The organism is Acinetobacter sp. CAU_H_S170_2 (assembly GCF_058890445.1).
On record NZ_JBZYAE010000001.1, the window covers coordinates 2,261,075 to 2,274,381 of the forward strand.

The window sequence follows — 13,307 nt, forward strand, 5'->3', positions numbered from 1 at the left end:
TACTCAAATTTGGGCAACCATATCTCGAGGTTTTCTTCTCAACAAAGAAAACCTGAGCGTTTATTTAGTGAAATTTAAAAATGGGTGTAAGTCAGAGCAAGCTTATAGGCTGGGCCATATTCTTCATACTGCGCGTTGTAAGCCTTCGCACCTGCGTAGTTGTAATAGTGCTCATCGGTGATGTTTTGTACATCAAACTTTAATTGTAAATTTTTTGACAAATTCAGATGACTACTAAAGTCGAGAAAGACTTGCTCATCGGTATAAGTATCTTTTTCAGGCGTATCAATATCACCTAACTCATATAAATAGCTAGACTTATAGTTTGCAGACAAACGTACGCCGAAACGCTCATTTTCCCAACCAATCATGGCATTGCCTACCACATCCGACTGGTTTGGTAAATGAATACGACGGCTCAGAAGCTCGCCATCTTTCATCGAATCAATATCTGCTTCTGACTTACTAAAGGTGGTATTCAAACCCAATAAGAAACCATTCCAAGGTGCTCCTAGATGGTCAAACTTTTGTGAATAAGCAAATTCCATTCCGTACAGTTTCGCTTCATTGCCATTTTTATAAGTAATGGCTTCATCAAAGTCAGCCCACTGGCCCGTTCCTGCAATATTGGTGTTGTAAATAAAATTGTCGATATCTTTATAAAATGCGTAGAAGCCCACCATACTGGCTTTGCCAAAATACTTTTCTACACCTAAGTCAAAATTCGAAGACTCCAACGGTTTCAGCATTGGATTACCAAATTCAGCTTCATCACCATCAATATAAACACCCGGTGCACTTTGCGCAAAGTTTGGACGTACCACACTATTGGTCCAAGCGGCACGGAGGTATGCGTTATCGGCCAATTGATAACGAAAATGCAAACTCGGCAACCAATGATCATAGTCATTTTCATATTTAGTCGCAGTAATCACATCATCATTAAACTCAAAACCACGTGCTTCAAAGTTGGTATTTTCATAACGTAATCCTGCAATCACACGCAGTTGATCAATATCTATCGTATTCATGACATAAGCCGCTTGTATGTCTTCATTCGACTTAAAATCATTAATGATTGAACCGTCAGCAACCACATCATCATTTGGATTTAATCCACTGATTTTATCTTTAATAGCATTTTCATTAATGGTTGGACCAAACTGTCCCAGTTCATAATGGCTGTTTGAATTGAAATCTGAACTTGACGTACTGAGATCTTCATATTTCCATTCATCGGTATTGTTGGTTTTTTCACGTTGACTGATTTTTCCGCCGAACTTCAATGCAGCCGCATAATTCCCCAGCATATAGTCTTTCAAAAAGTCTAATTTACCGTTGTATTCTTTATCGGTGGTTTTAGATTTTTCCCAAGAAACCGAATCTAACTCATAGTTGGCCGCATCATAAAAATCTTGGTCTGCCGTAATTACAGGTTTTTGCGTACTATTAAATCCAACGTTACTAAAATCACCTTGGTATTTTGCCCCCGAAATTCCCCCTGGATTTTCCTCCGATGCTTCGCTATAACCGAGCTGGCCTTCCACCGTCCACGTGCCAAAACCTTGCTTACCACCGAGGACAAAAGACTGTATTTCTTGTGTTTCTTCACGGCTCTTCAGTGAACGAGTCACTTCTGCATCACCACGCTGGCCTGCAAGTTGTGGTTCAGAAAATTCAGCCGCCACTTCCTGACGTGATTCAGTGTCTTTAAAGCGACTATATAAAGTTCTTAAATAGTATTCGCCTGTGTCATTGGGGCGATAATCAAAATTCAGTCCCGCACCAATGCGCTCACGCTCGATGTCATATTGACGCATTGCGGTTTCTTCAAGTGCGTCACCATCCCAAGCCCCACCCGTTTCAACATTGTCCGAGCCAAATTTTCGGTTTTGATAACTCAGTGCCAGTGCCACCCCAAGGTTGTCTTGCCCTTCACCAACACTGAAACGGTTACTGATAGCACCAGATGCTTTAGGGCTATATTTTTCCCGTTTTTCATCATAACCACCTTCAACCGTTCCTGTATAAAACAAACCGTCATGGTCAAAAGCCGATAAGCTTTCAACCTGCACCGTACCACCTAATGAGTTGGCATCCATATCTGGTGTCAGCGTTTTCACCACAGCCAAAGACTGCACCAGCTCTGAAGGTAAGACATCCAATGCTACGCCACGGCGATCGCTTTCAGGCGCGGGAACCAAAGTACCATTGATGGTTACTGCATTTAAGTCAGCGCCTAAACCACGAACCGAAACAAAACGTCCTTCGCCTTGGTCACGCTCTGTAGATACACCCGGTATCCGTTGCAACGCTTCTGCGGCATTGTCATCGGGTAATTGTCCAATGCCATCAGCATGTACCACACTGCTGATTTGGTCGGCACGTTTTTGTTCTTTGAGTGCTTTATCCATACTTGCAGCTTGACCAATAACCTGTACATATTCCACCGTGTTATCTTCGGCATGTAGATGCGTCATGCTCAGCATTGACAGGACCAGTGTGCTAAGCTGAAAACCCGCACGCTTATGTTTCATGAAACGGCTCTGATTATTTTGCATTATGTTCTTCCCCTCAAGCCAAAGTGGCATGGTTTGAACGCACAATAGAAATTGAATGTGAACATGATGTGACAGTCCCTTTTACGATCTGCCCTTTTTATTTGTTTTTAGCCATTTTCAGCAAAAAGTGAGCTAATTTGATCTGTATAGAGAAAATACTGAGCATACAGAATGATGCATATTCACCTCAAGGATAGGGTTTTTCAGCATTTTTATTCTCAAAAATCAAAAATACATTGATCTATTTTGACCCTAGCCATTGCCATCAAACTGTCATCTAAATCTGTTTAGCTTGGGCGAAAATAAATCATTTCAAAAAATGCTATGCCTAAATACTTTGCTTACTACCGCTGGCCTTTGTTATGTGTAGCGACTGCCTGTAGCTTATCCCTTTGGTTATTTATCCTACTTGGGCAGAGCAAGTCGTTTGCTGAATGGAACTGGGTCGATATTTTAGGTGAAGGGGGAGCAACTGTTTTTATTGGTATTTGGATTTTCTTTATTATTAAAAGCCGTCCTTTGGGCCGTGTAACCAACTATATCTTTTATGGACTATGTTTTATTTTTTTTCACATGTGGATGGACAGCTTAGATGAGTTTATTCGCCTGCCTAAAGAAATCATGTGGGATGCATGGCTTGAGTCCATTCCTTTTCCAATTGGACTGTGTCTATTTACCATCGGGATTTATTTTTGGCATCAAGAAGAACTAGCAATTTCTAAACACATGCAAAAACGAGAACGCATTTATCGGGATCATCGTTTATTCGATGCACTCACCCCTTTGGCCGATGCTCATTATTTTAAAACACAGCTCAAAGCCGCAATCGAGCAAAACTTGCATGAACCAAGCGAAATGTCAGTCATACTGCTAGATATGCATAATTTTAATCAGATTAATCAAACATATGGCTTTGATGAAGGTACATCGATTTTACAGCATGTTTCACAATTGATTAGCTTAAACTTACGACCACAAGACCTGCTCTGCCGCTTCGCAGGAGATCGTTTTATTATGCTATTACCAAAGACGAAGCTACAACAGGCTGAAAAAATGGCTGCTCAACTTGAACGCATGCTTATGGTCAGTGCTTATTATCAACGTGATCTGTCCGTGCACATTCCTTTAAAAGCACTCACGACCTGCTGTTCAGTCGGGCAATACCAAACGGCCCAACAACTCTTGAGTGCCTTAAATCAGCAATTGCTCCAAGTGAAGCAGTACTACTCACCGAAGCGAGTCATGGTATGAGCTTTGAATGCGACTACAGCTACATTCCTGCGCATCATCAATTGTCTATTTTAATTGATTTGGCAGCGAGTCATGAAGTCGAACATCACGTCCTGCTCAGTGGCAGCAGTATTTTCTTAGAAGATATCTTTTCGGGGCAAAAACTAATTAGTCAACAACAGTTACAACAGGTTTTAAAAAATGCTGAACAGTGTTTTCGCAATCAGGACATCAGTTTTTTATTTGGTCAACGCAGCCTAACCACCCCCTTTAATGACGCCATTAAATCCATGCTGTATGCATCGACCTTCGATGAGGCACTTAGCCGTTATTTAACATTTTCCGCGTCCGTTTCACCTTGGTTATGCCCTCGACTCATGTACAGTCAAAGCCATATTCATATTTATTGGTTAGATGAAAACAAGCTTGAAAATCGCTTTTTAATCGAAAGCGCAATGAGTGCAGTACAAGCGTTTAGCCGTCAACTGTACCAAGCCAAATTAGCGTGGAAATTCGAGTTTAATTTTTCTGAACCGGATTATATTGAACAATATTGGACACATTTAGGCAGTGCTTTAGAGTTTAATCGCCCGATCAACATGATGAGCCTACCTCGCGATTTGATTTATGAAAAACTTCCTAATGCCTCTTCGACCTTAGCTTCAATCAGTTATCAATATGCGCTGAAAGAAATGACAGCTCAAAATATTCAACAGAGTTTTTTGCTCAGTTTGCACCAATATTTAATGCAGAATATTCAAAATAATATTCAACTTGAACAAACCGCTGACTATTTTCAAATGAGTTCTGCCACCTTAAAACGTAAACTGAAAAAGCATCAGACCCATTTTCAGGCGCAACTCGATCAAAGTCGTTTGCATACTGCCATCATTTTATATCGTGTACATGGTTTTAAAACTGAACAGATTTCTCAGTATTTACAAATTAACGATGCCACTAATTTTCGACGTGCGTTTAAGCGGTGGAGTGGTTTAACCGTACAAGCGGCACAGTCCTAAGCGCTTATTTTTCCCAAAAAAATCACGGGTATTTCTATTGTAACGTCGAAATTAAAAGTCAAAAACTCATCGGCTAATCACTAAAGTCCGCATAGTCACGTTCGCTGTATTTTTCTGTTTGTGTCCAAGGTATAGCAACATGTTGGCCAATTTTGCGCACGGTAAAGGTTTTGGCATAGCCTGAGGTCGGTTTGAGCAATTCGTATTTTTGAACCAGTTGATCCTGTTCACTCCATATAATATTCAACGTTTGCCCAGCACTGCGTATTTGATAATGCGCTAACTTCGGATCACGTTGAATCAATTGTGCTCGCTTTAAAATGTCAGGATGAATCAAACTATATTCACAGCGCCAACAGTTTTTCATCCCTAGCATTTCTTGATCGACATCCTGCAATTGCACCCGCATTTTTTCATCTGGCAAAATATAAAAACGCTGAAACGGACTTTCTACGTTTGCTTGCCCGACTACATCTTTGCGCTGCATCCACTGAATTGCACTGTCAAAACTCACATGCTCATGGGTGTCTGTTTTGGCAGACACATGAGCGTTGCTATGTGTCTGGGCTTCGTCAGCATGCGTTTGTGTGTTTAAACGTTCAATCCAAATATTTTGCTCATCTCGAATTATTTTCTCACTGTATTTTTGAATGGTCGTGACCCCATTGGCATCCAACCGTTCAATCTGATAATCAATACGATATTCATCGGCCGACCATACCCATGGACTGAGCAAACTGAAAGACAATGCTAAGAATTTCATTTTGAATTTGAACGGCCGTATAAATCTTGTATCCATTAGAATCCAAACGCCTTTTTCAATTGCTCAAATACCCATGTATTTTCTTGTGTGCCTTTGAATAGATTTGAATTCTTTCCTTCAGCAAACAGCATCACATCTCCGCCGCCATGTGTTTCGCTTTTCGTCAATTGTACCCCGACTTCTTGTTTATAGTCGTCAGCAAAGGCTTGCTCGTTGCTAATACTGTCACGAATATCTAAACGTTTACCCGTACCATTTCCAAAAACAAGCGTCGTTCCTGTTGCCCCATTTACATCGCGGTATGGATTATGTACTTGGCCATCAGCCAGCACTTTGCTGTAAGCATTTTGCTCTTTTGCAATATTATAGTCATAGCTCAGCCCCAAAATACCTGGATTAGTTTCCGTCGTTTGACCCGTTCGTGCGGCATAACCATTAAAGGTCATCACATGGTCATGGTCTGCCGTCACTACAATCAAGGTATTGCTCAAATCCACTTTATCCAGTGCAGTTTGAATTGCATCATTAAATGCCTTGGTTTCCTGCAATGCCCGTTTGGCATTATTGGCATGTAGCGCATGGTCAATACGCCCACCCTCAACCATCAAGAAATAGCCTTGTCCATGACTCTGTGCTTGCAGTGCATCAATCGCTTTACTGGTCATCGCCGCAAGACTCGGTTCAGTCTCTATATTCTTCTTGAGTCGGTCCAAATCAAAATTTAAATGCGACTGTGTGGAGAATACGCCGAAAATTTTCTGAGTATTGACCGTCTGTGCCAAATCACTTTGGCTTAAAACGGTTTGATAACCCTGCTGTTTAAACTCTGCCAATAAATCACGACCATCCAAGCGTCCTTTGGGGTTAGAGACTGCATCATAAGGCGTCCAATGATTTAAGCCGCCTCCCATAAGGACATTAATGCCATCCAATAAGTTTGGATTATAAGCTTTACCTTTTGGAACAGCTTGAAGCGCGATATCGTATTGCGCATCACGGTGACAGATATGTGCATAGGTTGCCGCAGGTGTGGCATGGGTGAGTTCGGTCGTCGTCACTACGCCAACCGCTTTACCCTGCTTTTTTGCCAGTTCTAAAATACTTAACGCAGGCATCCCTGCGACCATACTACTGCCCTGTTCTGGACAACGGTTGATGGCTTTCGCTAAGCTTTTGCCATTCGGCAATTTTCCTTCTTCAGGTTCGACCGCAACCGTTCCTGTTGTCATGGCAATCACTTCATTTTTATTTTTCTGCCCAGTCATATAGGCGCCCATAGAGGGAGCGCTATCTGTGGTTTGACCATCCTCAGAATAGGTTTTAATCCGTGCTGCGTGCTTCATGCGGTCCATGGCCAGTTTGCCATTTTCCCCCACAGCATAAATACGACTTGCCGTCACTGTGGTTGGTCCCATGCCATCGCCTAAAAAGAATATAACGCTTTTCGTCGGTGTAACTGTGGTGTCCGCAGCATACAAAGCACTTGAAGAAATCGACGCTGTAAGCAGAAGCATCATGTATGGGATGGTTTTTAAAGTATGTTTCATGTGATATCCCTCTGCTATAAGCCTGTGATCTTACGAATGAGGTGATTGACCTCAATATTTTCAAGGCTACCTGAGAACTGATCGGCTCCCTGACCAATCGCACCTAAAAACACATCTGCACCGCCATGCGTTTCTTTATCTTTATAGCCCGTTTGAATCACAGCTTCTTGTTGGAAATCATCCGCAGCAGTGCCCGTACACCAACCCGTTTCAGCCAAAGGATAGGTGAAACTATATTTTTCACCTTGTGGTGCCTTTGGCCCTTGTACAGGATGACAGACATCAGTGTCTTTTAAGTTCAGTACCAAGTCATCCATACGGTTTTGAGTGGGGCGTTTTTTGCCCGTACCAAAACCGATAATCGGATAAGGTTGACCATGAATATCTTGAGCAAAGCCCGCTTGATCATAGTTTTTTACCAATCCAAGCACACTGGTTTCCTTACCTTCGACGTATTTTCCTGTACGCTTGGCATAACCATTTAAAACCAAGGTGTGATCATGGTCGGCTGTGATTACAATCAGTGTATTTTTAAGTTCAGGATCACTTTGTTTAAGCTTTTGAATGGTTGCTTCTAAAGCATCATTTAAGGCAATCGTGTCTTGTAAAGCACGTTTGGCATTGGTGTCATGCAGCGCATGATCTATACGCCCGCCCTCCACCATCAGGAAAAAACCTTTTTTATTTTGCGTCAGGATGTCTAAAGCAGACAGCGTCATTTGCTTGAGACTCGGCTCTGCCAAGTTTTTCTTGGTGCGATCCAAGTCGTAATTTAAATGGCTGTGATTAAATAAACCCAATAATTTTTCATTTTTCGCCAGCTGCACTTGGGAGAGTTGGTTTTCATCAAAAACTACGCGGTAGCCTGCCTTTTGCATCTCGGTAATTAGATTGCGCCCATCAGTACGCTCTCCGTCTGCATCTTTAGGCAAAAATTGACGCTTGCCGCCGCCTAAAACCACATCCACTCCATCTTTGAGTTTTGGGTTATATCTTTGATAAGCATCCCCTTTTGAACTCGGCACCAGCTGTGATGCAATATCATTTTCAGCATCACGGTGGCAAATATGCGCATAAGTCGATGCTGGTGTGGCATGCGTGATCCGCGTCGTGGTCACAACCCCTGTCCCCCAACCCTTTGCTTTGGCTAATTCGAGTAAAGTCTGTGTGTTTTGCTTATTTTTGTTTTGTGGGTTAGTCCCGCACTGGTTATTCCCTACTGAATCAGGTTCAACTGCAATTGTCCCTGTCTGCATCGAGATCACCTCATTTTTCATCTTCACACCGGTCATGTACGCACCCATCGAAGGTGCACTGTCAGTGACTTGCGCATCTTCAGAAAAGGTACGAACAAAGGCAGACTCAGGTAACCGATCAATTGCTAACTGACCATCTTCACCGACAGCATAAATGCGGGAAGCGGTAAGTGTAGTCATGCCCATTCCATCACCCAAGAAAAACACTACACGTTTCGGTTGTTGGACTTTTTGTTGTTTGAGTAGTTGTACTGCATGAGTTGGTTGAGCTTGCATTAAATCACTACTTTGACAAGCGGAGAGAAATAAAGCATTCAAACTTATATATGCCACACTGATTGTTTTTAATTGGAATTTTTCAAGAAAACCGAGCATTGCATCAACCCATCTAAAGATGGCTGAAACATACACTTCGGATATTTAAATCCGATGACATTTAAGCATCAATATAAATTTACTCACTTTCGAAACGCTTTTTCATTTTTTACAATTATCAATATTAACCATCAAATTTGTAACGCAATCTAACGTCTTTATTCTCATTTGACAATGGTTATTATTTACTTTTTGGTAAAATTCAATCAAAATCCCCCAGCCTTCTACAAACCAATCTTTTGAATTACTGCTAAAAATGAAATAGTTAAGCTTTTTTATAACGTATCTTATTAACTTTATGCACTTTTTTACAATAACCACCACTCTCGGGGATCTTAAATGAAACGCTCTTCCATGTTACTTGCTATAGGGCTCTTAATAACCACTCTTTCAGGCTGTGCGACATCACGCGGATTGATTCAAGTTCCAACGCCTAATACTTCCGCATCCTCTCAAGAAGTGCCGAGTTCTAAGAAAGCAATTATCGCGCTGGTCGAAGATAATAGAACATTCCAAGACAAACCCACCACACCTGATATTCCGTCTTTAAAGGATGGTTTAGCCAAAGCAACTACTGAAGAAAAAGCAAAAGCTGTTGCGCGTAAAAGAAATGGCTACGGAAAAGCGTTAGGCGATATTCTTTTAGAAAAAGAGACCGTGTCTGAGTTATTACAAAAACGCACAACTCATGCACTTAAACAATCAGGTTATGAAGTCATTACAGACAATGAAACCAATCGAGCAAATGCCGATCTAATCCTCACCATTAAAATTAATAAATTTTGGTCATGGTTCCAGCCTGGATTTGCGTCAATCAAAATTCACTCAGAAATAGATACAAATGTCGTGAATGCGAAAGACTTGAATACAGCCCCTCTCCACATTTATAGCAAGGTGACAAAATCAGCTCAAATTGCCAATGGTACGAAATGGGTAGAAAACATTGATGGGGTACTTGATGATTATGAGTCTAAATTAATTTCTGCATTGCCAAAAGCAAATCCATAAATAGCTATAAAGTAAAAAAAGCCCTATGTAGAGGGCCTTAAAAGCTAACGAATGTTATACGTTAAAACTTGGGCCATTCTTTAATGACCCATGTTTTTTTAACCACAAATAAAGATAAGTACTACCACTTATGACTATAAGAAACTTTTAACGTTGCTCCATTCGCTACTAAGTGACTTGTGTTGTCACCAGATCTTAGCAATTGGCTATAAAGTGGGTAATATTTTCGGTTAAACATATTTTCTAAACCAATAGTTACAATATCTTTTTTGTTAAGCGCAAAACTACTGATTAAGTCGGCCGTTGTATAAGATTTCACATCATAACGACCAAAACCGTTTACGCCATTCAACCTGTAGTCCTTCGCACCAAAGTAAGTTGCCTGTAGTCTATTCGTCCAAGTATCAGTTGGACTATAAGAGATGTAACCAGTCAATTTTAATGGTGGGATTCTGAAGCCCGTCATATCTTGTTCTTTATTCGTGTTTTGTGGAGTTTCACGACCTTTCATCCACGTTACACTCCCCCCAGTCCCCCAAACATTAACATCATCAATGTAGTCAATAGTTGCTTCAACACCAGAAACTTTCTCTTTTGTTCTAGCAAGAACCAATCCATTGTTAAAAGATTGGACACCTCCAAGGTCAGAGGTTGAATGGAATACGGCAAAACTAGATGAGATATTTTTAAAATCACCCTTCCAACCCAGCTCATAATTATCAACTTTTACAGGTTCTAAAAATGATGAAGCAAGGTTAAAACCGACTCCAGCATTACGTATAACTAAACCAACATCAGGAAGTTGAAAGCCTTGATTAAAAGAGCCGTATATCGAGTGTTGATCAGTTGGAGAGAAAGTAAGATTTGCATTATATAACCATGCATCAGCTTTAACTTTACCCCCTTGGACTGTATAAGGGTTTGGTTTACCTAACTGAGATAATGGGATGAAACTATCGATTTCAGCGTAACTATCTTCATAACGAGTTCCAATCTCAGCAGCCCATTGGTCATTAAATTGATGCTTAAATTGAACAAATCCGCCAAGACTTTGAGTTGTGAGCTCAGGCAAATAAATAAGATTCCCAATTTTAACAAACTCTAGACCACCAGACTGATCATAAATTTGAGGGTCAAAAATATCCAAGGGCATCTCGCTCTTTTCACGACTAAAGTCACCGCCCCAAACGACAGTTGTATCACCCAAGAATTCAAGTGGAGTCGAGACTGTTAAGCGACTACCTAGGACATTATTTTCTTGGTAAATTTGATCTACTTGTTTTCCACGATTTGCATTACCACGCGCATCAAATGGTGAGAAGCGAGTAAAGAAGTCTCGATAGTAAAGTTGTGCATCAACTTTATTTCCTAATAAATCTTTATTGATATAGGTCAAATTATAGATTTGATTTTCATTTTTATTTTGATCTTTTAATTTTAAACCTTTAATTGCTTGAGCAGGTACACTACCAAGAGGATATTTTTTTGTGCTCGTATCAGCTGCATAATCAGAATCTTGTTCTGCATTATAGTAATTCGCCGCAAGCTGTAGGTATTGATTGTCATCAATATGATAGCCAATTTTACCCCCTATGCTATAGGCATCAGCATCATAAAGATCACCTTGACTGGGTTCTGGAGCAACTCTATCACCACTGGCATCATATGGACTACCAATACGTTGATAGCCAAAGTCCAATGCATAGTCAAAATTATCCAAGCTTCCCGTAAAATATTGGTGAATATCCCCACTTAATGCATCTGTACGGAAATTAGTTAAAGGGCTTTGTAAGCCAATAACAGTTTTAGCTGTAGGTTCTCCACCAGCAGCTTTAGTTGTTATAGATATAATCCCGCCTGCTGCACCACTACCGTAAATGGCGTTGCTTCCTCGAATAACTTCAATATTTTGAATACTTTCCGGATCAATAGAAGAAAGACCTCTAGAAGTATCACGCGTTAAATTCATCGGAACACCATCAACTAAGATAAGTGCATTTCGCCCACGTAATGTTTGTCCATAATCTGTAATTGTACGACTTGAATCAGATAAGCCAGGCACAGCTTTTGCTAAAACAGTTGCAATATTCCCTGAAGAACCATTTTTTAAAAGTTCAATTTGTTTTTCATCTAAATTTGTCACTTGTTTTGATTTTTCTTGTACTTCATCAGCACGTGAGGCAGTGAATGTCATTGTTTCTAACTGTTGTACAGTATTTTCTGATGGAGAAACCTTTTCTGAGTTTTCTGCAAAACTCGAATTAGAAATGAAAATTACACCTGTTGTTGCTAATATTGGGAAAAGTTTTTTAGACATAGATATTGAAGAGGGCTTTTTCATAATTTGCAAATAGTAATAAGAATTTTTATCAAAATAATTCTTGTTTACTTTCCAGTCAATTTTTTTATCAAATAACTTTAAATTATTTATTGTAAATAAATAATTTAAAGAAAAAACTATTCAGCTGTTTTGATACGTAATTTTCTAATATTGAAGGGCTTTGTTGCACAAACATTCAAAAGCTAAACTTCTTCCAAGTTATCTAAATTTAAGTGGCAACTTGGGTGTGAGGTCGACCTAAATCTGTAAATTTATTTAATACGGCCACACGTGCATGAATCTCATTGACTTGGCTTTGAAAGTTTCTCGCACGGAGTTTATCGCCTAATAATTTGATGCAATGCATCTTGGTTTCTATCAGACTTCTGCGATGATAGCCTGACCAATTTTTCCATATTGTTCTTCCTAAACGTTTAACTGTTCGAAGTAATTCATTTCGCTCTAGCGAGCTGGTCTTTGTATCTTTCCAAGGTTTCGCATTTTTTCTTGGCGGAATCACCGCATGTGCTTGTCGGTCTGCAATTACTTGACGGCATTGCTTGGTGTCATAAGCCCCATCAGTATAGACAGAGTCAATCTGCTCATCTTGTGGAATCTGATCGAGTAAATCACCAAGCACTTGTGAATCACTCACATTATTTGTAGTGAGTTGAATAGCGCGTATTTGAAGGGTTTCAGCATCTATACCAATATGAAGTTTACGCCATTGGCGACGATATTCAGGTTGGTGTTTCTTACGCTTCCATTCACCTTCGCCTAGAAACTTTAAGCCAGTAGAATCGACGAGTAGCTGGAGACCATTACTGCTTTTTTGATAGTTAATTGCAATATCAATATGCTTTTGTCTTCTGCAGATGGTGGAATAGTCTGGTGCTGTCCAATCTAATCTACAAAGATGAATGAGACTTTGCACAAAGCCAGTGACCATGCGTAAAGAAAGACGAAATAAGGATTTGATCATTAAACAGCATTGGATGGCTGTATCTGAATAAGTTTGATTTCGACCATGTTTACCTTTGGGTTGAGCGTACCATTGAGTCTTGGGATCAAACCAAATTGAGAGATTTCCTCGATTTATTAATGCACTGTTATAAGAAGACCAATTGGTTGTACGATAGATTTTAGGTGTGGGCTTATTCATTTGAGAATTATATTGTGGAATAAGCCTTTAGAGATAGGTTTGTGCAACAAAGCCTCTTCGGAGTAC

General features: G+C 40.3%; 9 protein-coding genes. 3 read left to right on the forward strand and 6 right to left on the reverse strand.

Annotated elements, in window-relative coordinates; all coding sequences use genetic code 11:
- Positions 1-74 precede the first annotated feature (74 nt).
- The gene (locus AC5EUN_RS11225) at positions 75-2,561 is read right to left on the reverse strand and encodes a TonB-dependent receptor (protein WP_493352348.1); all 2,487 of its coding nucleotides are present in this window, start codon (positions 2,559-2,561) and stop codon (positions 75-77) included.
- A 324-nt stretch (positions 2,562-2,885) separates the two neighbouring features.
- Between AC5EUN_RS11225 and AC5EUN_RS11230 the strand changes: the two genes are divergently transcribed.
- Both AC5EUN_RS11230 and AC5EUN_RS11235 read left to right on the forward strand, forming a co-directional pair.
- Positions 2,886-3,812, forward strand: a complete 927-nt coding sequence (locus tag AC5EUN_RS11230) for a diguanylate cyclase domain-containing protein (RefSeq protein ID WP_493352349.1) — start codon at positions 2,886-2,888, stop codon at positions 3,810-3,812.
- Positions 3,809-4,810 (forward strand): helix-turn-helix transcriptional regulator, encoded by a 1,002-nt coding sequence (locus AC5EUN_RS11235; RefSeq protein WP_005399817.1) that lies wholly within the window; start codon positions 3,809-3,811, stop codon positions 4,808-4,810. Before AC5EUN_RS11230 ends, AC5EUN_RS11235 begins: the two co-directional genes overlap by 4 nt.
- Positions 4,811-4,883: 73 nt before the next feature.
- Here AC5EUN_RS11235 and AC5EUN_RS11240 read toward each other — a convergent pair whose 3' ends face one another.
- The 3 genes from AC5EUN_RS11240 to AC5EUN_RS11250 are packed head-to-tail and all read right to left on the reverse strand — an operon-like array spanning position 4,884 to position 8,751.
- Complete coding sequence (locus AC5EUN_RS11240; protein ID WP_228276958.1) at positions 4,884-5,573, reverse strand: hypothetical protein; 690 nt, start codon at positions 5,571-5,573, stop codon at positions 4,884-4,886.
- A gap of 35 nt (positions 5,574-5,608) precedes the next feature.
- Positions 5,609-7,120, reverse strand: coding sequence for an alkaline phosphatase (locus AC5EUN_RS11245; RefSeq protein ID WP_049590879.1), 1,512 nt, complete (start codon positions 7,118-7,120; stop codon positions 5,609-5,611).
- A 14-nt stretch (positions 7,121-7,134) separates the two neighbouring features.
- Complete coding sequence (locus AC5EUN_RS11250; RefSeq protein WP_010326315.1) at positions 7,135-8,751, reverse strand: alkaline phosphatase; 1,617 nt, start codon at positions 8,749-8,751, stop codon at positions 7,135-7,137.
- A 354-nt stretch (positions 8,752-9,105) separates the two neighbouring features.
- Here AC5EUN_RS11250 and AC5EUN_RS11255 point away from each other — a divergent pair, with 354 nt between their 5' ends.
- On the forward strand, positions 9,106-9,759 hold the full coding sequence (locus tag AC5EUN_RS11255; RefSeq protein ID WP_010326313.1) for a YajG family lipoprotein: 654 nt from the start codon (positions 9,106-9,108) through the stop codon (positions 9,757-9,759).
- A 121-nt stretch (positions 9,760-9,880) separates the two neighbouring features.
- Here AC5EUN_RS11255 and AC5EUN_RS11260 read toward each other — a convergent pair whose 3' ends face one another.
- The gene (locus AC5EUN_RS11260) at positions 9,881-12,100 is read right to left on the reverse strand and encodes a TonB-dependent receptor (protein WP_171253705.1); all 2,220 of its coding nucleotides are present in this window, start codon (positions 12,098-12,100) and stop codon (positions 9,881-9,883) included.
- A 208-nt stretch (positions 12,101-12,308) separates the two neighbouring features.
- A complete protein-coding gene (locus AC5EUN_RS11265; protein ID WP_004637176.1) occupies positions 12,309-13,241 on the reverse strand; it encodes an IS5-like element ISAha1 family transposase in 933 nt (310 codons plus the stop codon).
- Positions 13,242-13,307: the final 66 nt, after the last annotated feature.